Source organism: Azohydromonas lata NBRC 102462 (assembly GCF_001571085.1).
GTDB classification, from domain to species: domain Bacteria; phylum Pseudomonadota; class Gammaproteobacteria; order Burkholderiales; family Burkholderiaceae_C; genus Azohydromonas; species Azohydromonas lata.
In genome coordinates this window covers 71237-91936 of sequence record NZ_BCTC01000003.1, presented here as the reverse complement: position 1 = coordinate 91936, position 20700 = coordinate 71237, and the positions used below count along the sequence as shown (strand labels likewise).

18 protein-coding genes are annotated in these 20700 nt (G+C 72.9%); 9 read left to right on the top strand and 9 right to left on the bottom strand.

Annotation, left to right across the window (positions count from 1 at the left end):
• The first annotated feature begins 18 nt into the window (after nucleotides 1–18).
• Both ALA01S_RS02280 and ALA01S_RS02275 read left to right on the top strand, forming a co-directional pair.
• Nucleotides 19–468 carry a CopD family protein gene (locus tag ALA01S_RS02280; RefSeq protein WP_066331457.1) on the top strand — a complete coding sequence of 150 codons (450 nt, stop codon included), beginning with the start codon at nucleotides 19–21 and terminating at the stop codon, nucleotides 466–468.
• 10 nt (nucleotides 469–478) lie between these two features.
• Nucleotides 479–907 (top strand): hypothetical protein, encoded by a 429-nt coding sequence (locus tag ALA01S_RS02275; protein ID WP_066331456.1) that lies wholly within the window; start codon nucleotides 479–481, stop codon nucleotides 905–907.
• A 97-nt stretch (nucleotides 908–1004) separates the two neighbouring features.
• Here the strand turns inward: ALA01S_RS02275 and hutI are convergent, their stop codons facing one another.
• The 6 genes from hutI to ahr form a co-directional block, all read right to left on the bottom strand.
• Nucleotides 1005–2279 (bottom strand): imidazolonepropionase, encoded by a 1275-nt coding sequence (hutI, locus tag ALA01S_RS02270; RefSeq protein ID WP_066331455.1) that lies wholly within the window; start codon nucleotides 2277–2279, stop codon nucleotides 1005–1007.
• Nucleotides 2280–2290: 11 nt separating this feature from the next.
• Complete coding sequence (gene hutH, locus ALA01S_RS02265; RefSeq protein WP_066331454.1) at nucleotides 2291–3838, bottom strand: histidine ammonia-lyase; 1548 nt, start codon at nucleotides 3836–3838, stop codon at nucleotides 2291–2293.
• Between the two features lie 38 nt (nucleotides 3839–3876).
• Nucleotides 3877–5568, bottom strand: a complete 1692-nt coding sequence (hutU, locus tag ALA01S_RS02260; RefSeq protein ID WP_066331453.1) for a urocanate hydratase — start codon at nucleotides 5566–5568, stop codon at nucleotides 3877–3879.
• Nucleotides 5569–5694: 126 nt separating this feature from the next.
• On the bottom strand, nucleotides 5695–6237 hold the full coding sequence (locus ALA01S_RS02255) for an acyloxyacyl hydrolase (RefSeq protein ID WP_066331450.1): 543 nt from the start codon (nucleotides 6235–6237) through the stop codon (nucleotides 5695–5697).
• 123 nt (nucleotides 6238–6360) lie between these two features.
• The gene (locus ALA01S_RS02250) at nucleotides 6361–6573 is read right to left on the bottom strand and encodes a hypothetical protein (RefSeq protein ID WP_066331448.1); all 213 of its coding nucleotides are present in this window, start codon (nucleotides 6571–6573) and stop codon (nucleotides 6361–6363) included.
• Nucleotides 6574–6660: 87 nt separating this feature from the next.
• Nucleotides 6661–7677, bottom strand: a complete 1017-nt coding sequence (gene ahr, locus ALA01S_RS02245) for an NADPH-dependent aldehyde reductase Ahr (RefSeq protein WP_066331444.1) — start codon at nucleotides 7675–7677, stop codon at nucleotides 6661–6663.
• A 423-nt stretch (nucleotides 7678–8100) separates the two neighbouring features.
• Here ahr and ALA01S_RS02240 point away from each other — a divergent pair, with 423 nt between their 5' ends.
• Nucleotides 8101–8385, top strand: a complete 285-nt coding sequence (locus tag ALA01S_RS02240) for a hypothetical protein (RefSeq protein ID WP_238455667.1) — start codon at nucleotides 8101–8103, stop codon at nucleotides 8383–8385.
• Between the two features lie 123 nt (nucleotides 8386–8508).
• On the opposite strand, the gene ALA01S_RS02235 is transcribed toward ALA01S_RS02240, so the two are convergent.
• Nucleotides 8509–9030, bottom strand: a complete 522-nt coding sequence (locus tag ALA01S_RS02235) for an MOSC domain-containing protein (RefSeq protein WP_066331436.1) — start codon at nucleotides 9028–9030, stop codon at nucleotides 8509–8511.
• Between the two features lie 2 nt (nucleotides 9031–9032).
• Nucleotides 9033–10571 carry a ProQ/FINO family protein gene (locus ALA01S_RS34345; RefSeq protein ID WP_084267134.1) on the bottom strand — a complete coding sequence of 513 codons (1539 nt, stop codon included), beginning with the start codon at nucleotides 10569–10571 and terminating at the stop codon, nucleotides 9033–9035.
• An 87-nt stretch (nucleotides 10572–10658) separates the two neighbouring features.
• Here ALA01S_RS34345 and ALA01S_RS02225 point away from each other — a divergent pair, with 87 nt between their 5' ends.
• On the top strand, nucleotides 10659–12878 hold the full coding sequence (locus ALA01S_RS02225) for a helicase-related protein (protein ID WP_066331424.1): 2220 nt from the start codon (nucleotides 10659–10661) through the stop codon (nucleotides 12876–12878).
• A gap of 224 nt (nucleotides 12879–13102) precedes the next feature.
• On the opposite strand, the gene ALA01S_RS02220 is transcribed toward ALA01S_RS02225, so the two are convergent.
• A complete protein-coding gene (locus ALA01S_RS02220) occupies nucleotides 13103–15757 on the bottom strand; it encodes a sensor histidine kinase (RefSeq protein ID WP_066331422.1) in 2655 nt (884 codons plus the stop codon).
• A gap of 151 nt (nucleotides 15758–15908) precedes the next feature.
• Here ALA01S_RS02220 and ALA01S_RS02215 point away from each other — a divergent pair, with 151 nt between their 5' ends.
• The 5 genes from ALA01S_RS02215 to ALA01S_RS02195 all read left to right on the top strand — a co-directional run bounded on the left by ALA01S_RS02215 (nucleotide 15909) and on the right by ALA01S_RS02195 (nucleotide 20688).
• Nucleotides 15909–16133 carry a hypothetical protein gene (locus ALA01S_RS02215; protein ID WP_066331421.1) on the top strand — a complete coding sequence of 75 codons (225 nt, stop codon included), beginning with the start codon at nucleotides 15909–15911 and terminating at the stop codon, nucleotides 16131–16133.
• A 236-nt stretch (nucleotides 16134–16369) separates the two neighbouring features.
• Nucleotides 16370–17041 carry a hypothetical protein gene (locus tag ALA01S_RS02210; protein WP_157118706.1) on the top strand — a complete coding sequence of 224 codons (672 nt, stop codon included), beginning with the start codon at nucleotides 16370–16372 and terminating at the stop codon, nucleotides 17039–17041.
• Nucleotides 17042–17132: 91 nt separating this feature from the next.
• A complete protein-coding gene (locus ALA01S_RS02205) occupies nucleotides 17133–18509 on the top strand; it encodes an ethanolamine ammonia-lyase subunit EutB (RefSeq protein WP_066331610.1) in 1377 nt (458 codons plus the stop codon).
• A gap of 13 nt (nucleotides 18510–18522) precedes the next feature.
• The gene (eutC, locus tag ALA01S_RS02200; protein WP_066331418.1) at nucleotides 18523–19335 is read left to right on the top strand and encodes an ethanolamine ammonia-lyase subunit EutC; all 813 of its coding nucleotides are present in this window, start codon (nucleotides 18523–18525) and stop codon (nucleotides 19333–19335) included.
• Nucleotides 19336–19425: 90 nt separating this feature from the next.
• The gene (locus ALA01S_RS02195) at nucleotides 19426–20688 is read left to right on the top strand and encodes a cytochrome P450 (RefSeq protein WP_066331412.1); all 1263 of its coding nucleotides are present in this window, start codon (nucleotides 19426–19428) and stop codon (nucleotides 20686–20688) included.
• The last annotated feature ends 12 nt before the right edge of the window (nucleotides 20689–20700 follow it).

Genomic DNA, 20700 nt, shown 5'->3' with positions numbered 1-20700 from the left:
TGACAAGCCCCCCTGCACATGCCGCGTTCCGCCCTGTTGTTCCTGCACCTGTTGGGTGCCGTCACGTGGGTGGGCGGCATGTTCTTCGCCTATTTCTGCCTGCGCCCGGCCGCGGCCGAGGTGCTGGAGCCGCCGCAGCGTTTGAAACTTTGGGTGGGCGTGTTCTCGCGCTTCCTGCCCGTGGTGGCGGGGCTGGTGCTCATCCTCCTGGCCACGGGCTTCAGCCTCATGGCGCAGACCGGCTTCAAGAACGCGCCCATCGGCTGGCACGTGATGCAGGGGCTGGGCATCACGATGGCGGTGGTGTTCGCCTACCTCTACGGCGTGCTGTTCCCGCGGCTGCGCCGTCACAGCGCCGCCGCCGAGTGGCCGGCCGCGGCACAGGCGCTCAACGGCATACGGCAACTGGTGGCGTTCAACCTGACGCTGGGCGTGGTCACCGTGGCCGCGGCCGTGGCGGGCCGCTGAGGGCCGGCGCATGTTCACCGTCGCCACGGCGCCCGCGGTGCGAAAGATGTTCGACTTCATGGAGCAGATCGCTCCGTGCTTCGAATCGGCCGGCTTCCACGTGGAGGGCGTCTTCCACAAGCGCTGGTCCGAGGGCGACTACGGCATGTATCTGCTGCGCCGCCGCCAGCCGGTGCTGTATTTGGGCCTGTGGTCCGAGCTGTGGCGCGACCGCGGACATTCCCTGTGCATCGGCGTGCACCGGGACAAATGGGCGCCGGCCGTGGTGGCGCGCTTCCAGCGCCGCTTTCCCGACTGCGAGCCCTATCCGCCCAAGGACCCGCAACCCTTTCTGGTGCGCGGTGTGGACAACACGCTGCTGGCCGGCGACGCGGTCAAGGACGTCTCCAGCTGGCTGCTGCGCGGCTATTTGCGCGAGCTGGCCGACGCCAAGTTTTGAAGCTGCGGGCGCCACAGCCCCATGAAGGATTGGGCAAGCCGCTGCGGGGTGAGCCGCGCCGTGCACGCCATTCGCGCGCCTTTGCGGCCGCCCTTGCTCAGGCCTGAAGCGGCCGCAGCTCGCCGCCGAACACCACCTGCCGGCAGGCGTTGAAACCCAGCGTGGCGCAGAGCTGCGCTGGGCGCTCCACGTCCCACAGCGCGAAGTCGGCGGCCTTTCCCGGCTCCAGGCTGCCGGTTTCATGCGCCAGGCCCAGGGCCGCCGCGGCGTGGCAGGTGGCGCCGGCCAGCGCTTCCACGGGCGTGAGGCCCAGCAGCAGGCAGCCCAGGTTGAGCGCGGCCAGGACGGAGGGCATGGGCGAGGTGCCCGGGTTGCAGTCGCTGGCCAGTGCCATGGGAACGCCCGCGGCCCGCAGCTTCGCAACGGGCGGACGCTCCTTGACTTGCAGGAAATGCACGGCGCCGGGCAGCAGCACGGCCACGCAGCCGGCGCGGCGCAGCGCGTCTATGCCGGCGTCGGAAATTTCTTCCAGGTGATCGGCGGAGAGGCCGCCAAAGCGCGCGACCAACTCGGCGCCGCCCAAGTCGGAAAGCTGACCGGCGTGCAGCTTCACGGGCAGGTGCAGGCGCTGCGCCACCTCGAACAGCCGCTGCACCTGCGCCGCTGAAAAGGCGATGTGCTCGCAAAACGCGTCCACCGCGTCCACCAGGTTGTCAGCCGCCAGCGCGGGCAGCATGTCGTCGCAGAGCAGGGTGATGTAGTCGTCGGCTCGGCCGGCGAATTCCGGCGGCACGGCGTGGGCGCCCAGGAACGTGGTCCGGACCCGCAGCGGCAATTCGCGGCCCAGGCGGCGGGCCACGCGCAGCATGCGCGCCTCGCTGTGCGGCTCCAGGCCGTAGCCGGACTTCACTTCCAGCGTGGTCACGCCCTCGCGCAGGAGGTTGCGCACGCGCGGCAGGCTTTGCGCGAACAGGGCGTCCTCACTGGCGGCGCGCGTGGTGCGCACGGTGCTGAGAATGCCGCCGCCGCGGCGCGCGATGGCTTCGTAGCTCTCGCCCTGCATGCGCAGCTCGAATTCCTCGCTGCGCTGGCCGGCGTGGACGACGTGGGTGTGGCAGTCGATGAAGCCCGGCAGCAGCCAGCCGCCGCCGCCGTCGTGCACGCGCTTGGCCGCGGCGTCGGCGGGCAGCGCCGCGCGCGGGCCCAGCCAGGCGATACGGCCATCGCGCACGGCCAGCGCGCCGTCGCGCACGGTGGCGGCAGGGTCGGCGGCCGTCAGCGGCATGAGCCGGACGTTGAGCCAGAGCGCGTCCCAGTGGGACGCAGCGGCGGCAGTGGCGGCGGGGTCGGGGGCGGCGGCGGCGGTGCTCATGGCGGTGGGCCTCAGTCGTGCCACAGCGCCGCCAGCGGCTGCGCCAAGGTGCGGGTGATGGCGCCTTGCAGCAGCAGGGCGCGGGCGGCTTCGATGTCGGGGGCCAGCAGCCGGTCGCGGTCGTAGTGCGTGACGGCGCCGCGCAGCAGCGCGTGCAGCCCCTGCAGCGGCTCGGAGGTGGCCAGCGGCGCGTGGAAATCCACGCCCTGCGCGGCGGTGAGCCACTCGATGGCGACGATGGTGGCGGTGTTGAGCGCCATCTCCTGCAGCCGCCGCGCGGCGAAGGTCGCCATGCTGACGTGGTCCTCCTGGTTGGCGGAGGTGGGCAGGCTGTCCACGCTGGCCGGGTGCGCGAGCGACTTGTTCTCGGAGGCCAGGGCCGCGGCGGTGACGTGGGCGATCATGAACCCCGAGTTCAGCCCCGCGTCGCGCACCAGGAAGGGCGGCAGCCCGGAGAGGTTGGCGTCTATGAGCAGCGCGATGCGCCGCTCGGCCAGCGCGCCGGTCTCGGCCACGGCCAGGGCGATCTGGTCGGCCGCGAAGGCCACCGGCTCGGCGTGGAAGTTGCCGCCTGAGAGGGCGTGGCCGTCGAACAGCAGCGGGTTGTCGGTGACGGCGTTGGCCTCGATGTGCAGCGTGCGCGCGGCCTGCAGCAGCAAGTCGCGGCAGGCGCCCAGCACCTGGGGCTGGCAGCGCAGGCTGTAGGGGTCCTGCACGCGCTCGTCGTAGACGAGGTGCGAGCGCCGGATCTCGCTGCCCGCCAGCAGCGCGCGGTAGGCGCGCGCCAGCGCCATCTGGCCCGGCTGGCCGCGCACGGCGTGGATGCGCTCGTCGAAAGGCGCGTCGCTGCCGCGCGCGGCGTCCACCGAGAGCGCGCCCACGGCGGTGGAGGCTTCCAGCACCCGCTGCGCCATGAACAGGCCGTGCAGCGCCAGCGCCGTCGACACCTGCGTGCCGTTGATCAGTGCCAGCCCTTCCTTGGGCGCGAGCTCCAGGGGCCGCAAGCCCGCCTCGCGCAGCGCCTGCATGGCCGGGCGGCGCACGCCGTCCACGCGCACGTCGCCCTCGCCCATGAGCGCCAGGGTCATGTGCGCCAGCGGCGCGAGGTCGCCGCTGGCGCCGACCGACCCTTTGGCCGGGATGCAGGGGCTGATGCCGGCGTTCAGCAGCGCCAGCAGCGACTCGATCACGAGGGGGCGCACGCCCGACCAGCCGCGCGCGAGGGAGGCGGCCTTGGTGGCGAGGACGAGGCGGACCACGGCGTCCGGTAAATCGTCGCCCGTGCCCACGGCGTGCGACAGGATGAGATTTCGCTGCAGTTGCGCGAGCTGCTCGTCCGGGATGTGGGTGTGGGCCAGCTTGCCGAAGCCGGTGTTGATGCCGTAGGCGGGCTCGCCGCGCGCCAGCAGCGCCGCGACGGCATCGGCCGAGGCGCGCACGGGCGCCCAGGCGCCGTCGGCGAGTGCCACGGCGGCGGGCGCGGTCCACAGCCGGTGCCAGGTGGACAGCGGCACGCAGCCCGGCTCCAGCGTCAGGTGGGAGGTGGTGAGGTCGCTCAATGCGGGCCTTTCGTCGCGTTGGGGGCGGGTGGGGGCGCTCAGCGCTGCATGGGCAGCTTCAGGCCGTGGCGGCGGGCGCAGTCCTGGGCGGCGGGGTAGCCGGCGTCGGCATGGCGCATGACGCCGCTGCCGCAGTCGTTGACCAGCACGCGCGCCAGGCGCCGCGCGGCGGCCTCGGTGCCGTCGGCCACGATCACCATGCCCGCGTGCTGCGAGTAGCCCATGCCGACGCCGCCGCCGTGGTGCAGCGACACCCAGGTGGCGCCGCCGGCGGTGTTGAGCAGCGCGTTGAGCAGCGGCCAGTCGGAGACGGCGTCGCTGCCGTCGCGCATACCCTCCGTCTCGCGGTTTGGGCTGGCCACGGAGCCGGTGTCCAGGTGGTCGCGGCCGATGACGACGGGCGCCTTCAGCTCGCCGCGGGCCACCATCTCGTTGAAGGCCAGGCCCGTGCGGTCGCGCTCGCCCAGGCCCAGCCAGCAGATGCGCGCGGGCAGGCCCTGGAAGGCGATGCGCTCGCCGGCCAGCGACAGCCAGCGCTGCAGCCCGGCGTTTTCGGGAAAGAGCTCGCGCACCTTGGCGTCGGTGCGGCGTATGTCCTCGGGGTCGCCGGAAAGCGCCACCCAGCGGAAGGGGCCCTTGCCCTCGCAGAACAGCGGGCGGATGTAGGCCGGGACGAAGCCGGGGATGTCGAAGGCGCGCTCCACGCCCGCGTCCAGGGCGACCTGGCGGATGTTGTTGCCGTAATCGACGGCGGGCACGCCCAGCTCGCGCAGCGCCAGCAGCGCCGTCACGTGGCGGGCGCAGGCGGCGGCGGCTTGGGCGCGCACGTCGGCGTGGCGGGCGGGGTCGGCCTGCGCGGCTTCCCAGTCCGGCACGCTCCAGCCCTGGGGCAGGTAGCCGTGCAGCAGGTCATGGGCGGAGGTCTGGTCCGTCACCAGGTCCGGCTTCATGCCGCCGGCGCGGGCCTGCTCGGCGATGCGGGGCAGCACGTCCGCGGCGTTGCCCAGCAGGCCTACGGAGACGGCCTCGCCGCGCGCGGTGTGGTGGCGGATGAGGGCCAGGGCCTCGTCCAGGTCGCGGGCCTGCTGGTCGAGGTAGCGGGTGCGCAGCCGCGCGGCGATGCGCTCGGGCCGGCACTCCACCAGGAGCGAGCAGGCGCCCGCGAGGCTGGCCGCCAGCGGCTGCGCGCCGCCCATGCCGCCCAGGCCGGCGGAAAGAATCCAGCGCCCGCGCGCGTCGCCGCCCCAGTGCTGGCGCGCGGCCTCCATGAAGGTTTCGTAGGTGCCCTGCACGATGCCCTGGCTGCCGATGTAGATCCAGGAGCCGGCCGTCATCTGGCCGAACATGAACAGGCCGCGCCGGTCCAGCTCCTCGAACTGCTCCCAGGTGGCCCAGCGCGGCACGAGGTTGCTGTTGGCGATGAGCACGCGCGGCGCGTCCGGGTGCGTCCTGAACACGCCCACGGGCTTGCCGGACTGCACCAGCAGCGATTCGTCGTCGCCCAATTCGCGCAGCGAGGCCAGGAGCTGGTCGAAGCAGGGCCAGTCGCGCGCGGCACGGCCCATGCCGCCGTAGACCACCAGGCGCTGCGGGTCCTCGGCGACCTCGGGGTCCAGGTTGTTCTGCAGCAGCCGGTAGGCGGCCTCGGTCTGCCAGCTTCGGCAGCTCAGGTGCGTGCCGCGCGGGGCGCGGACGACGCGGTCGGGGTCGAAACGGAGGCTGGCGGGCATGGCGCGCTCCCTGCGAGGGGTGAGGCGCCGCCGCCCAAGGGTGGCCGCCCGGGGCGGGCGGCCGGTGATGCGGCGGGCGCGAGGCTTGTCAGGGTAGCCCCGTGGTGCGCCGCCGCCAGAGGCGAACTACGGAGTCTGCAGCGGGATGCTCAGGCGCACCTGCCAGAAGTCCACGGCCGGGTTGGGATCGGCCAGGCCGCCGTTGGAGAAGTGTTGAAAGCGCAACGACACTTCCGTGCCGCCGCTGCTGCGCCACCCGGCGCCCAGGTGGTCGCCGAAGGTGAAATTGCTGCCCACCCGCTTTTCCACGGTGTGAAAGCGCGGCGAGACGACGTTGACGCCAATGCCGCCCTCGACGAAGAAGCCGCCGGGCTGGCCGCTGCTCCACCAGCGCAGCACGGGCGTGTAGCCGAGCTGGGTGAAATTCTTGTGGCCCTCGTCCACCTCGGCACGCCAGCGTCCGATGGCGAGGTCGTGGTAGCCGCTGAGCAGCCCGCTGCCCAGGGGGCGCGACCAGGACCAGTCCCAGTTCAGGCCCAGCGTGACGGCGCGGGTGTCGGTCTGCTCGCCGTATTGGACGAAGGCGCGGTCCGGCGTCCAGGGCGAGTCCGACGGGGCGGCCAGCGCGGCAAGCGGGCACAACGCGAGCGCGGCCAAGAGATGGCGCATTCTTTTCTCCTGAAAACTCTTTTCGGTTGAGGCGGCAACGGGCTGCCCATGCCCCCGAAAGATAGCTCAAGACGCGGCCCGCCTCCGGTGTGCCCCGGGCGGGCCGCCGCGCGCGGGGCGCGCTCAGTCCAGCAGCTCGATGTCCTGGCTTTCCAGGAAGCGCTGCCAGTCGGCGCGCGGCAGGGCGGTGCTGCCGCGGTAGTCGCCGTCGTGCCAGCTCAAGGTCACGTCCTGGTCGCCCTCCTCGTACTCGACCAGGCCGGGGCGTATGGGCAGCGCGGGGCCGTCGCCCTCGCGGTATTCGACTTGCCCGGTGATGCGTGCGGATTTGCTCATGGTGACTCCTTGCCGAAGGGAAAGCGCAGTCTGCTGCAAGCGCGATGTCCTTGCGGCGTGGTGGCCCAGGCGAGGCCCGGGGCCTGGTCAGTCGAAGTCGGCGTCCAGCACCACGCGGTAGCGGGCGCGACCGGCGCGCAGGTGGGCCAGCGCCTCGTTGACGCCGCTCATGGGAAAGCGCTCGACCAGCGCTTCCACGCGGTGGCGCGCGGCGAAGTCCAGCATGGCCTCGATGTCGCCGCGCGAGCCCGTGGGCGAGCCGGAGATGCACTTGGCGCCGCCGATGAGCGAGAAAGCCGACGCGGCAATGGGCTGCGGTACCGCGCCCACCACGTGCAGCCGCCCGCGCGGCGCCAGCGTGGCCAGCAGCGCCTCCCAGTCCAGCGCGGCGTTGGCGGTGTAGAGGATGAGGTCCAGCCGCCCGGCCAGGGCCGCCAGATCGTCGGGGTCGCCGGCGTCGGCCACGTGGTGGGCGCCCAAGCGGCGCGCCTCCGTGTGCTTGGACTCGCTGGAGGTGAAGGCCGTCACCTCGCAGCCCCAGGCACGCGCGAACTGCAGCGCCAGGTGCCCAAGCCCGCCTATGCCCACCACGCCCACGCGTGCCGTGGGCGGTATGCCCAGGTCGCGCAGGGGCGCGAACACCGTGATGCCGCCGCACAGCAGCGGCCCGGCGCTGGCCGCATCCAGCGCCGCGGGCAGCGGCACCACCCAGGCCCAGTGCGCGCGCACGCGCTCGGCAAAGGCCCCCGGGCGGCCGACGATGGTGGGCTGCGCCTTGGGGCACAGCTGCTGGTCGCCACCCAGGCACCAGCGGCAGTGCATGCAGCTCGACGCCGTCCAGCCCAGGCCCACGCGCTGGCCGATCTCCAGGCCCAGCGCCTCCTCACCCAACGCGACGACGCGGCCTATGGCCTCGTGGCCGGGCACCAGCGGCCACTGCGCCTGGCCCCATTCGTCGTCCAGCATGGACAGGTCCGAGTGGCAAAGGCCGCAGTGCTCCACCGCGATCTCCACCTCCTGCGGCGCCAGCGGGCCGGGGTCGAAGCTCCAGCGCTGCAGCGGCTGTCCGGCCGCGTGCGCGGCCCAGGCGGAAATCATGGTCATGGCGGTTCGTTGCGGCGAGGGCAGGGATGCTCCGCGTGGCAAGGGCCGTTCCCAAGACCATTGAGACCGAATTACGAACTAACAACAGAGCGTTTGCGCTTCCTGGTCTCGTTGAGGAAAGGTTGTTTCAGAGCTGCAAAGGGCTTGATCTGCCGGGCTGGGCTATTGAAAGGAGGAATAGGTAGAAGTAAGTGATGTTTGAAGTCGTCCCCATTGCTCTCAAACGAACACTTGGCCTTTCAACAGTTGTTTGTAGTCAAACCGCAGGTTGTTAGTTCAAAGAGAAAGTGAGATTGCACTTGTTGGAAAGCAGCGACGCAAATCAATCGCGCCAAGCGTGCATGCTTGCCGTGTTTTAGGCTGTGATGCGTATCCAACGTGTTGCAACCCCTTGACAATGGAACCGCACTGGACGCCGCGCTCATGACCACCAAGGACACGACGACACGCATCAAGGACGACGGCTTGCGCTATGCCAGCAAGGTGTCGGGTTCACCGTTCAGCGGACGCGGCCAGACGCGCTCGTGCTTCAAGTGCGGCCAGCATCGCTCGGCCGACCAGTTGCAGAGCCAGCGCATCCTGGGTCGCGTGCAGATGGTGTGCAAGCCATCGTGCAAGGCGCTGGCGCTGGGCCCGCGGCTGACGGCCGGCGAGGCGGTGGAGGCCGATGGCCCGCCCGCCATCGCGCTGCCCGGCGCGGCGGCCTGATGCGCTGAGGCGGCTGACGCTTTCAGCCGCCGCCTCGCGGGCCGCGCAGCGCCCGCCCGGCATCGCCCCGGATGGATTCCGGCTCAGGCGAGGCAGCGTCTTCTTCGTTGCGTTTTCTTTGGCTTATGGCGCGGCGGCGTCCGCCACCACGCAGCGCACCGCGTCGCCCACACGCAGCCGCCCGCCGCGCAGCACGCGGGCCGTGACGCCGCCGTGGCCGCGCATGGCGGCATAGCCGCCGGGGCCCAGCGCTTCTTCCATGCGCGAGCAGGGCTCGCAGGGACCGGTGATTTCCAGCTCCACCTCGTCGCCCAGCCACAGCCGCAAGGGCACGGCCGGCAGCGGGCTGCGCGCGGCCAGCAGGTTCAACCCGGAAACGACCAGATTGCGCCGCAGCAGCGACGCCGGCAGCGCCGGGCGTCCAAGCAGCGCGGCCAGCACCGGCAGGTGCTCGGCCTGGATCAGCGTGACCTGCCGGCGCCCGCCGCCGCGTCCCGCGGCGCTGCGGTCGCCCTGCAGCCCGCGGTTGTCCATGGCGACGGCTTCAGCGACGCCCACCGCCGCCGTCCCGCGCGCCGGGCGCAGCCAGATCTCTTCCAGCCGCCCCGGGGCGGGCACGCGAGCGACGAGCTCGCGCAGCAGCATCGTCAGGCCTGCGGCGCCTCGTTGCCGCCGTCGGCGGCGGGCGCGGCCGGAGCTTCCGGCGCGGGCGCTTCAGCCGGCGCATCGGCCTTGGGGCTCGCGCCCTGGCCGGTAACGGCGGCATCGCGGCGACCGCCCTCGCGCGGCGCGCGCTCGTCGCGGCGCGGCGGCGGGGCCATGCGCTCGCGCGCTTCCTGGCGGGCCAGGGCCAGTTGCTCGTCCAGCGCCGCGGGCTTGATGCCCTTGAGCACGCAGAAGTTGGCCGGTGACAGCGTGGTGCGCTCGAAATCGCGCAGCAGTTGGGCGCGCTCGCGGCGGACCGGATCGGTCTCGCGGATAGGCGCCTCGGCCTCGCGGCGCGGCGCGTCGAAGCGTTCACCACGGGCGTGCTGCGGCGCGCCTTCGGCACGGCGCTGCTGCTCGGGGCGGCCGCCGCCTTCGCGCTCGCGGCGCGGGGGACGGTCGTCGCGGCCGCGCGGTGCCTGGCCGGCGCCGCCTTCGGGGCGGCGCGGCTGGCCCTGCTGCGGGCGGCGATCGCCACGCGGCGGGCGATCACCCTGCGGTGCGGCGCCACCGGCCGCGCGCTCGCCCTCGGGGCGGCGGGCAGGACGGTCACCCTCGCGGCGCGGCGGGCGGTCGCCCCCTTCGCGCGGCGGACGCTCACCGCCCTGGCGCGGACCCTGGCCTTGCCCTGGGCCTTGACTCTGGCGCGGCTGGCCGCCACCCGGACGGCCTTCGCGGCGGCCGCCTTCGGGGCGCGGAGGCCGCGGCGGACGGGGTGCGCCGGCGCCTTCGCCCTGGGCCGGCGGCAGGCCCGGCTGCGCACCGCGCGCGGCGCCTTCGGCCTGCTGACGCGCCTTGCGCAGCTCGCGGCGGCGCGTGACTTCCTGCTGGGCGGCTTCGCGGTGCTCGTCGCTTACCTCGCCGGCGGGCTGGCCGTCCAGGTCGAAGCGCTCCTTGGCGCGCGTGAGCGCCACCAGGTAAGGCGTGCTGCCCGTGTGCCGGCGCAGAAAGGCCGACAGCAGCCCCTTGGTGAAGCGGCCGGGCGCGCGCTGCTGGATGTCGGCCTGGATGCGCAGCTTCAGCGGCTTCACAGGGCCGTTGCCGCCGAACAACGCCGGGAAGGCTTCAGCGAGGTCCTTGGCGGCGGCGGCGAGGTCAAACCGCGGCGCCGCGGGCACGGCGGCAGCGGACTCACCCTGGGCCGGCGCGGCGGCTTCGGCTGCGGCGGGCTCGCCTTCAGCGGCGGCAGCAGCTTCCGCTGGCGCCTGGGCCTCGGCCGCCACAGCGGCAGGCGCTTGGCTCTCGGCAACGGGCTCGGCCGGCGTTTGGGCAGCGACAGGTGCCTCAGCGGGCGCCGGGGCAGCAGCTTCGTCCGCGGGCGCTTGTGCGGGCGCCTCAGCCGGGGCAGCCGCTTCGTTGATGGATTCCGCCGGCGCGGTGGGCGCGGCAGCCGGCGTTTGAACCGGGTCGGCTGCGGGTCGGTCGGTCGTGGGCCCTGCGTCGGCGGGAGTCGGCGTTGCGGGCGTCTCGGAGTTCGTCATGGGCAGGCTCTTCAGCGGAGCGAGCAAGCAAAACCCCGCATTGTGCCGCCGTCGGAGCGGCCTTTCTTCAGCCTCACAATCCGGCCCATGACAGAAGTGCAACAACAAGAGCTCAAGCTGCCCCAGCCGCACCACGCCGCGCGCATCCCGGCGGGCATCGCACCGGCCGACGTCGAGCGGCTGCGCCGCGCCGCCTACCTGCTGCCGCAAGTGGTCAAGCCGGCCGATTTCACCGAGGGCGACGACCAGCCCCCGCCGGACCTCGAACGCCTGGGTTTCATCCAGCTCGCGCGCGCCGCCGCGGGCGGGCGGCCCAGCCGCTGGATACATCCCGGCCACGTCGCCGCCGCGCTGCGCCACCTGGACGACGTGGGCGCGGGCCCCGAGGTCCGCGCGCTGATGCTGGAACGCCAGGCCGCGCTGGACCAGCTCGGCATCACCCGCGCCGGCCAGGGCTGGCAGCGCCTGCTGCACCACCCGCTGGTGCTGCAGGAGCCCGCCTGGACGCTGCAGGTCGCCCACCGCGTCCCCGTGGACGAAGCCCCGCTGTGGGACTTCCTGCGCACGGGCGACCGCCGCGTGCTGCTGGCCAACCTGGGCCAGCCCTCGGCGCACCCGCAGGCCGGCGAGCTGCGCAGCCACCTTCAAAAGCTCGTGGACCGCAGCGCCAGCGGCCACCCGAAACAGCTCGACTCCCTGCTGCCGCGGCTGCAGGCCGAATGCGCCGCGCCCATGTCGCTGCCCGCCCTCCTGGCCGCGCTCACCCGCGCGCAGGACCGCTGGGAGCACCGCGCCGCGGAAATGGACACCCTGGCCGGCCTCACCTCCGAGCTGGCCTTCCGCGGCTACCCGGACAGCTTTTCGCTGGCGCGCCAGATGCAGCGCAGCGTCACGCTCTACGTCGGACCGCCCAACAGCGGCAAGACGCACGCGGCCTTCGAGCGGCTGGCGCAGGCGATGGACGGCGCCTACCTCGCCCCGCTGCGGCTGCTGGCCCTGGAAGGCCGCGACCGCCTCATGGCCCGCGGCGTGCCGTGCTCGCTGCTCACGGGCGAGGAGAACATGCCCGCGCCCCAGGCCCGCGTGGTCAGCAGCACGATAGAGATGCTGAGCACGCAGCGCCCCATAGACGTGGCCGTCATCGACGAGGCCCAGATGGTCTTCGACGCCGCCCGCGGCTGGGCCTGGACCCAGGCGATCGTGGGCGTGCCGGCCAACGAGGTCATCGTCATCTGCTCGGCCTACGCCGTGCCCGCCATCGAGCGGCTGCTGAAGCTGTGCGGCGAGCAGTGCAAGGTGCGCCACTTCGAGCGCAAGCAGCACGTTCAGTTGATGTCGCAGCCCGTGCCCATCGGCGCGCTCAAGCGCGGCGACGCGGTGGTGGCCTTCAGCCGGCGCGACGTGCTCATGCTGCGCGACCAGATCGCCGACAACGGCCATCCCGTTGCCGTCATCTACGGCGCGCTGCCGCCGGAGGTGCGCCGCCGCGAGGCCGAGCGCTTTGCCGAGGGCCAGGCGCACGTGCTGGTGGCCACCGACGCCATCGGCATGGGCCTGAACCTGCCCATACGCCGCGTGCTGTTCTCCACCCTGAACAAGTTCGACGGCCAGACCGAGCGCCCGCTGGACGTCTCGGAAGTGCACCAGATCGCCGGTCGCGCCGGCCGCTACGGCCTGCACGACGAAGGCTTTACAGGGGTGCTGCGCGAGGCCGAGCCCACGGCGCTGCGCGTGCTCAAGGAGCTGCTGCCGCGTGTTCCCAAGGCGCCGCGCGACTTCAAGGCTCCGGTGGCGCCGGGCTGGTGGCATGTCAACACCATCGCCGCGCGGCTGGGCGTGAACAAGCTGCGCACGGTGCTGGGCATCTTCATCGAGCAGTTGCGCCTGGACGACGCGCACTTTGCCGTCGCCGAGCTGGACCAGATGCTGGAGATCGCCGGGCTGCTGGACGAGGCGGGCGGGCGGTTGTCGCTGCGCGACCGTTTCATCTACGCCCAGGCGCCGGTGGACACCCGCACCGCGGCGCTGGTGGAGGAGTTCCTGGACTGGGCCCACCACCACGCCGCCACGGGCGAGGCCGGCAGCCCCGCCTTCCTGCGCGAGGTGGACGAGCACAGCCGCCTGGACCGCATGGAGCAGGCCCTGCGCGGCTGCAGCCTGTGGCTGTGGCTGGACCTGCGCTTCCCTGGCGTCTACGGCGAGGTGGACGCGGTGCAGGACCTGCGCTCGCGGCTGAACGACGGGATCGAGCGCCACCTCAAGGGCAAGAAGCCGCTGTGGCAGCGGCGCGCTGGCGGGCGGCGCTGAAGCCGGCAAGCGGGCGGCGCCGACATCCGCTTGCAGGCGGCCCGCTCGCGGCTGGACCACTGGCGCGGCGGCCCTGTCGTCCTGCCATTCGGCCCGCAAGCGGACCTCCTACAGAGGGCGCGGCGCCACGTTTTCGCAACCCGCATCGTTCAGAAATCTGAACGATCCCGCCCATTCAATGGGGGTCCGCCGGGCACGGCAGTGAACGATGCGGCTGCCGGCGCTCAGGCCACAGGCGCCGCCTCCTCCATTTGCAACGTCACCTGCACGGTGAACGTGCTGCCGCGCCCCGGCGCGCTGTCCAGCGACAGCTCGCCGTCCATCATCGACACCAGCCGCCGGACGATGGACAGCCCCAAGCCCGTGCCGCCGAAGCGCCGCGTGGTGGAGCTGTCGGCCTGCGTGAACGCTTCGAAGATGCGCGCCTGCAGCTCCGGCGCGATGCCTATGCCCGTGTCCGCCACCTCCAGCCGCAGCCGCACCCGCGAGCCCTGGACCGGACCCGGCCCCTCCACCGGCAACGCCAACACGCGCAGCGTCACGCCGCCTTGCTGCGTGAACTTCAAGGCGTTGCTCAGCAGGTTGAGCAGCACCTGTTTCAGCCGCAGCGGGTCGCCGCGCAGCGCCGCCAGCGGCTGCGCCGGGGCATGAAGCGCCAGCGTCAGGCCCTTCTGGTCGGCCTGCACGCGGGCCTGGGCCATCACCTCGTCCAGCAGCGTGCCCAGCGCAAAGGGCACGGCCTCCAGCCGCATCTCGCCGGCCTCGATCTTGGAGAGGTCCAGCACGTCGTTGACCAGCGCCAGCAACTGCTGGCCCGCCCCGGCGATGTGGCCCACGAACTCGCGCTGGCGCCCCTGCAGCGGCATTTGCTGCAGCAGGTGGCTCAGGCCGATGACGGCATTGAGCGGCGTGCGGATCTCGTGGCTCATGTTGGCCAGGAAGGCGCTCTTGGCCCGGCTGGCGGCCTCCGCCTGGGCGGTGCGCTGCTCCAGGGCTTGTTCGAGCGCCTTGCGCTCGGTCAGGTCCACGGCCACGTAGATCAGGCCCACGGTGCGCGCGCGCTCGTCGCGCAGCGTGCGCACCTCCAGCAGCACGCTCACGCGCGAGCCGTCGGCACGCAGCAGTTGCCACTCGCCGTTGTCGCCCGTGCCCGAGCGGGCGAGAAACACCTCGCCCGGCGCCAGCGCGCGGCCCAGCTCCGCCCGCAGCGCCTGCAGCCGCTGCTGCAGCTCGGCCGCGTCCAGCAGCAGCGCCTGGGCCGGGCGGCCCAGCGCCTGCGCCGCCGCGTAGCCCGTGAGCCGTTCGGCAGCGGGGTTGAAGAGGGTGATGAGCCCGCCTGCGTCCGTGGCCACGATGGCGCTGCCCGCGCCGTCCAGGATGGCCCGCTCCCGCGCGGCCAGCACGCGCAGCTCCGCGGTGCGCTGCTGCACCTGCTGCTCCAGCGTGGCGTTGAGCTCCAGGATGCGCGCCTGCGCCTGGCGCTGCTCGCGCACGTCGCGCAGCGTGCTGGCCAGCCCGCGCGGCTTGCCGTCCACGTCGCGCATGGCCGCCAGCGACAGCGAGGCCTCCACCGGGTGCCCGTCGCGGTGGCGCAGCACGGTGTCGAAGGGCGACACCGATTTGCCCGCCAGCGCCTGCTCGCCGGCGCGGCGCACCCGCTCGCGCTGCGCGTCGTCCAGCGCGAGCTCGTAGAGGTCGCGGCCCAGCGCCTCGACCGCGCTCCAGCCCAGCAGCCGCTCGGCGGCGGGGTTCCACTCGGTGATGGAGCCGTCGGCCTCGTGGCCGACGATGGCGTCCTGCGCTCCCTCCACCATGGCCGCCATGCGCGCGCGCTGGTACTGGATCAGCCGCTCGCGCAGCACCGCGCGCTGCCTGCCGCCCAGCAGCAGCGCCAGCAGCACCGACACCCCGGCGGCAGTCAGCGTCAGCACCCCGGGGTCGGGCAAATTCAAGCCCCGCCTGAAGGCCGGGCGCGGCTGCAGGTCCAGCTCCCAGATGCGGCCGAACACGGTCAGCCGCATCTGGTGGTGCGGACCCGCCGCCTCGCCCTCGCGCCATTGCGCCGAGGTGAAGAAACCTTCGGCGGCGCCGGCCACGGTGACGTCGCGCAGCGCCAGCGCGAACTCGTCGTCGTCGTAGTCGAAGTCGCGCATCACCTCGTCCATCACCAGCGGCGCGTAGGCCCAGCCCAGCAGCGCTTGCAGGCGCTGCTGCGGCGGCGGCAGCACCACGCCGCGGTAGATGGGCAGCAGCACCAGGACGGCGCGCTGCGGGTTCTCCGTGGCCTGGACGATGGTGATGGGCGCCGTGATGCGCGCCTCGCCGCTCGCCATGGCCGCATCGGCCGCGGCGCGGCGCTTGGGCTCGGAGGCCACGTCCAGCCCAACGGCGGCCTCGTTGTGGTGCAGCGGCTCGATGTACTGGATGACGTAGCGCACGTCGCCATGCGGCGTGAGCTGGCGGATGTGGAAGTCCGGCGCCCCGTCGCGCCGCGCTGCCTCCACGAGGGCCGCCTCCTGCTGCGGCAGCACGCGGCGTATGAAGCCAAAGCCCCGCGCGCCCGGAAACTCCCTCGGCAGATCGCGCGAGAGCCCGTACTGGTGGAAGCGCTCGCGCGAGATCTCGTCCATCCCGGCGGCGATGACGGCCCCGCGCGCGCCGCGCAGGCCGAACTCGTAGGTGCGCATGCGCGTACGCACCTGCTCGGCCGCGCGCTGCGTCAACTGCTCGGCGCGGCTGCGCTCCATCGCCTGGTTGGCCCGGTACTGCCATGCGCCCAACCCGGCCGACAGCACCCAGCCGCCTACCAGCAGCAGCAGCGGGGCGCGGACGATGTCGCGCAAGTCCGTCTTGGGCGGATGCAGGGACGGCAGGGGCATGCGGGGGTGATCAGTGCCTTGTCGTTCTTCTTGAAGCGCCGTGCCGCAGCAGCCGGCACGCCGCCCCGCAAGGCCAGGAACGAGTATGCCTGCGCGAACAAGGGGTACGCGGCTTGCCGCGACCCAGGGCAACACCCCAATGGAGCAAGCCATGTCCGACTCACCCAAGGTTCCCAAGGTCAACCCCGACGACAAGGACGCCGTGCGCGCCGCCGAACAGGCCCAGGCCACCCTGGACAACACCTGGAAGGGCTACGAGAACAGCCGCGACCCGGCCCACGGCAACCCGTCCGGCCCGTCCGACCAGGAAGGCCCCGCCCACCGCCAGGGCCGCCCGCAAATGGGCGACAACGGCGGCGCCATCCGCTCCCGCTGACGCCGCCGCGCCCGCCGCGGCCCCATCGCGGACCGCGGCAGGGCTGACCGGCACGCACGGTCAGCAAATTCACACAACGGGACGCAACGTCCCGCATCGTGAACTGATTCGCGCTGCGACCACCCCGCCAATGCGGGGTTTTGCGCTTTTTCCCCTAGCATCAACGCAAAGAACCGGGCGCCCGGCCCGGGTTGTGCAACGGCGCCCAACGCGCCGCCACCTGACGGGGAAGTTCAATGCTGAGGGGAGCGCTGTGCGCGCTGGCCGTGGGCCTGCTGTGGTCCACGCCAGGTTGGAGCCGTGCCTTGCCGGACGACGCCGCCGCGCGGCAGCCGCGCGCGGCACCGGCCATCGGGGGCCAGGACGAGCTGCAGCGCTTCGCGCGCGGCGTGATCGACAGCAACGACCACCGGCGGCGCCCTTTCGCCGTGGTGGACAAGAAGTCCGCGCGCCTGGTGCTCTACGCCGGCGACGGCAGCGTGCTGGGTGCCGCACCCGTGCTGCTGGGCCTGCAGCCCGGCGACCACGCCGTGCGCGGCGTCGGTCGCAAGCCGCTCTCGGCCATACGCCCCGAGGAACGCACCACGCCGGCCGGCCGCTTCGACACCGAGCCCGGCCGCAACCTCAGCGGCGAGCGCGTCGTCTGGATGGACTACGAGGAGGGTCTGGCGCTGCACCGCCTGCGCCCGGCCCCCGCGCGCGAGCGCCGTGCCCAGCGCCTGGCCTCCAGCACGCCGGCCGACAACCGCATCTCGCTGGGCTGCGTCATCCTGGACGCCGACTTCTTCGTCGCCGTGGTGGAGCCCGTGCTCGGCCGCCAGCGCGGCGTGATCTACGTGCTGCCGGAAACCGAGCCGCTGGCTGCCGTGTTCGAGCGCCAGGTGCTGGCCGGGCTGCGGCCGGACTGAGCCTGCGCCTGGCCGCCGCCGCACCGGCCGCGGCCAGGGTTTCACGCGGCGGCGCACCGGCCGCCACGAAGCCGTGCCCATACTGCGGCGCATGGCCTACCACCAGCGCATCGGCACCGAAACCTTCACCTTCCCTGACCTGCGCACACTGCTGGCGCGCGCCAGCCCCGAGCGCAGCGGCGACCGGCTCGCGGGCGTGGCCGCGGGCTCGGCGCGCGAGCGCGTGGCGGCGCAGATGGCGCTGGCCGATGTGCCCCTCACGCGCTTCCTGCAGGAAGCCGTCGTCCCGTATGAACAGGACGAGGTCACGCGCCTCATCCTCGACCGCCACGACGCCGCCGCCTTCGCCCCCGTGGGCCATCTGACCGTCGGCGGCTTCCGGGACTGGCTGCTCGGCGACGAAGCCACGGGCCAGGCGCTCGCCGCGCTGGCCCCCGGCCTCACGCCGGAGATGGCGGCGGCCGTCTCCAAGCTGATGCGCAACCAGGACCTGATCCAGGTCGCGCGCAAGTGCCGCGTCGTCACGCGTTTCAGATCCACCCTGGGCCTGCCCGGCCGGCTGGCCACGCGGCTGCAGCCGAATCACCCGACGGACGATGCCGCGGGCATCGCCGCCGCCCTCCTCGACGGCCTGCTGCTGGGCAGCGGCGACGCGGTGATAGGCATCAACCCGGCCGGCGACGATGTGGAGCAGGTGTCGGCGCTTTTGAAACTGCTGGACGCGGTGATCGAGCGCCACGGCATTCCCACCCAGTCCTGCGTGCTCACGCACGTGAGCAACACGCTGCAGGCCATGGAGCGCGGCGCGCCGGTGGACCTGGTGTTCCAGTCCATAGGCGGCACCGAGGGCACCAACCGCGCCTTCGGCGTCGACCTCGCGCTGCTGGCCGAGGCCCAGGCCGCCGCGCTGGCGCTGGGCCGCGGACAGGGGCAGGTGATGTACTTCGAGACGGGGCAGGGCAGCGCCCTGTCGGCCGGCGCGCACCACGGCTGCGACCAGCAGACGCTGGAAGCGCGCGCCTATGCCGTGGCGCGGCGGTTCGATCCGCTGCTGGTCAACACCGTGGTGGGTTTCATAGGCCCGGAGTACCTGTTCGACGCCAAGCAGATACAGCGCGCCGGGCTGGAGGACCACTGCTGCGGCAAGCTGCTGGGCCTGCCCATGGGCTGCGACGTCTGCTACACCAACCACGCCGAGGCCGACCAGGACGACGCCGACACGCTGCTCACGCTGCTGGGCGTGGCCGGCGTGAACTACGTGATGGGCGTGCCCGGCGCCGACGACGTGATGCTGGGCTACCAGAGCACCTCCTTCCACGACGCGCTGTACCTGCGCCGCGTGCTTGGGCTGCGGCCCGCGCCGGAGTTCGAAGCCTGGCTGCAGCGCATGGGCTTCGCCGACGACCAGGGACGGCCGCTGGAAGGCGTGCCGGCCGGATTCGCGCAGGCGCTGCTGCCGGGCGTGTGAAAGGAGTGGATTCATGACGGCAACGCCTCCCAACGATCCCAAGCTTCCAGCCCCCCCGTCCGGCGCCGCCGACCTTTGGACCGCCCTGCGCCGCCACACCCCCGCGCGCATCGGCCTGCCGCGTGCGGGCGTGAGCCAGGGCACCGCCGCGCAACTGGAGTTTCAACTTGCACATGCCCGCGCCCGCGACGCGGTGCACCAGGCGCTGGACCTGCCCGCGCTGGCCCAGGCGCTGCAGCCCCTGGGCCTTGCCTGCGTGGCGCTGCACAGCGCCGCCGCCGACCGGCCCACCTACCTGCAGCGCCCCGACCTGGGCCGACGGCTGGACGGGCCGTCGCGCAACCGCCTGGCGGCACTGGCCGCGCCAGGTGAAACCTTTGACCTCGCCCTGGTGCTGGCCGATGGCCTTTCCGCCCAAGCCGTGCAGGCCCACGCGCCGCCGCTGCTGCAAGCCCTGCTGCCGCGCCTGGCGCAGGGCGCCACGCCCTGGCGCCTGGCGCCCATCGCCCTGGTCGAACAGGGCCGCGTCGCGTTGGGCGACGAGGTGGGCGAGTTGTTGAACGCCTCGCTCGTGGCCGTGCTCCTGGGCGAGCGCCCGGGCCTGTCCGCGCCGGACAGCCTGGGCCTGTACCTCACCTGGGCACCACGCGTGGGCCGCGTCGACGCCGAGCGCAACTGCATCTCCAACGTGCGCCCGCAGGGGCTGCCGTATGAATGGGCCGCGCGGCGGCTGGCATGGCTGTTGGGCGCGGCGCGCGCGCGCGGCACCAGCGGCGTGGCGCTCAAGGACGAAAGCGGGACACAGCAGTTGCAAATCCAGACCTGAATCCCAGCGTTTTCCTGGGAAAAGGCTCACCTGCCCCGGAAAGCCCCGTCGCGGCGCGGCCACCGGAATGCGATTTGCCTCACCGCCGCCATGCGACGCATACCCCAAGTCAGCGGCTGGGACCAGAGCCTGGCTTTCCTGGCCGATCCCTACCGGTTCATTGCCCGCAATTGCCGCCAGTTGCGCAGCGAGGTCGTGCAGGCGCGGCTGCTGTTGCGGCAGACCCTGTGCTTCACCGGGCCGCGCGCGGCCGAGCTGTTCTACAACGAGTCGCTGTTCTGCCGCGCCGGCGCCGCGCCTGAGCCGCTGCGCGCCACCCTGTTCGGCAAGGGCGGCGTGCAGGGGCTGGACGGCGCGGCGCACCGGCGCCGCAAGGCGCTGTTCATGCGCGTGCTCGCGCCGGAGCAGGTCGCGGCGCTGGTGCGGCAGGTGTCGCACGAATGGGAGCACGAGCTGGCGCGTTGGGCCGAGCAGCCGCGGGTGCCGCTGTACGCCGCGCTGCACCCCATGCTCACGCGGGCGGTGTGCCATTGGGCCGGCGTGCCGCTGGCGCCGGCCCAGGTGGCGCTGCGCACGCGCGAGCTGGTGGCCCTCTTCGACCAGGCCGCCGGCCCGCCGCTGAGCCACCTGCATTCGCGGCTGGCGCGCATGGCGCTGGAATCGTGGCTGGCGCACCTGCTGGCCGAGGCGCGCGCCGGGCGGGTGGAGTTGCCCGAGGGCAGCGCGGCCGAGGCGGTGGCCCTGCACAGGGATGAGGATGGGAAGGTGCTGCGCCCGCGCATTGCCGCGGTCGAGCTGATCAACCTGCTGCGGCCCACGGTGGCCGTGTCGGTCTTCATCACCCAGGCCGCGCACGCGCTGCACATGGCGCCGCAGTGCCGCGAGCCGCTGAGCGACAGCCTCGCGGGCGGCGACATGCGCTATGCGCAGGCCTTCGTGCAGGAGGTGCGGCGCTGGTACCCCTTCTTCCCGGCCGTGGCCGCGCGGGTGCGGCACGACTTCGAATGGCAGGGCTACCACTTCTCCCGCGGCGAGCTGGCGCTGCTGGACCTCTACGGCACCAACCACGACCCGCGCAGCTGGGACGATGCCGACGAGTTCCGCCCCCAGCGCTTTCTTGCCCGCAAGCCCGGCGCCTACGACTTCATCCCCCAGGGCGGCGCCGAGCCCCATGCCCACCACCGCTGCCCGGGCGAGGGCGTGGCCATCGCGCTGATGATGCTGTCGCTGGACTGGCTGCTGCACCGCATGCGCTGCGAGGTGCCGCAGCAGGACCTCAGCCTCGACATGTCGCGGCTGCCCGCGCTGCCGCGCGACGGCCTTCTCATCAGCGGCGTGCAGGCGCTGTCCTGACCCGGCGGCGGG

Coding starts and splice junctions, on each gene's coding strand:
- hutI (WP_066331455.1), bottom strand. CDS start 2,279: ATGAGCACCGCCGCCGCCGCCCCCGACCCCGCCGCCACTGCCGCCGCT.
- ahr (WP_066331444.1), bottom strand. CDS start 7,677: ATGACCATGATTTCCGCCTGGGCCGCGCACGCGGCCGGACAGCCGCTG.
- ALA01S_RS02235 (WP_066331436.1), bottom strand. CDS start 9,030: ATGCTGCTGCGCGAGCTCGTCGCTCGCGTGCCCGCCCCGGGGCGGCTG.
- ALA01S_RS02255 (WP_066331450.1), bottom strand. CDS start 6,237: ATGCGCCATCTCTTGGCCGCGCTCGCGTTGTGCCCGCTTGCCGCGCTG.
- ALA01S_RS02225 (WP_066331424.1), top strand. CDS start 10,659: ATGACAGAAGTGCAACAACAAGAGCTCAAGCTGCCCCAGCCGCACCAC.
- ALA01S_RS02215 (WP_066331421.1), top strand. CDS start 15,909: ATGTCCGACTCACCCAAGGTTCCCAAGGTCAACCCCGACGACAAGGAC.
- hutU (WP_066331453.1), bottom strand. CDS start 5,568: ATGCCCGCCAGCCTCCGTTTCGACCCCGACCGCGTCGTCCGCGCCCCG.
- ALA01S_RS02280 (WP_066331457.1), top strand. CDS start 19: ATGCCGCGTTCCGCCCTGTTGTTCCTGCACCTGTTGGGTGCCGTCACG.
- ALA01S_RS02205 (WP_066331610.1), top strand. CDS start 17,133: ATGGCCTACCACCAGCGCATCGGCACCGAAACCTTCACCTTCCCTGAC.
- ALA01S_RS34345 (WP_084267134.1), bottom strand. CDS start 10,571: ATGACGAACTCCGAGACGCCCGCAACGCCGACTCCCGCCGACGCAGGG.
- ALA01S_RS02240 (WP_238455667.1), top strand. CDS start 8,101: ATGACCACCAAGGACACGACGACACGCATCAAGGACGACGGCTTGCGC.
- ALA01S_RS02220 (WP_066331422.1), bottom strand. CDS start 15,757: ATGCCCCTGCCGTCCCTGCATCCGCCCAAGACGGACTTGCGCGACATC.
- ALA01S_RS02210 (WP_157118706.1), top strand. CDS start 16,370: ATGCTGAGGGGAGCGCTGTGCGCGCTGGCCGTGGGCCTGCTGTGGTCC.
- ALA01S_RS02275 (WP_066331456.1), top strand. CDS start 479: ATGTTCACCGTCGCCACGGCGCCCGCGGTGCGAAAGATGTTCGACTTC.
- ALA01S_RS02195 (WP_066331412.1), top strand. CDS start 19,426: ATGCGACGCATACCCCAAGTCAGCGGCTGGGACCAGAGCCTGGCTTTC.
- eutC (WP_066331418.1), top strand. CDS start 18,523: ATGACGGCAACGCCTCCCAACGATCCCAAGCTTCCAGCCCCCCCGTCC.
- ALA01S_RS02250 (WP_066331448.1), bottom strand. CDS start 6,573: ATGAGCAAATCCGCACGCATCACCGGGCAAGTCGAATACCGCGAGGGC.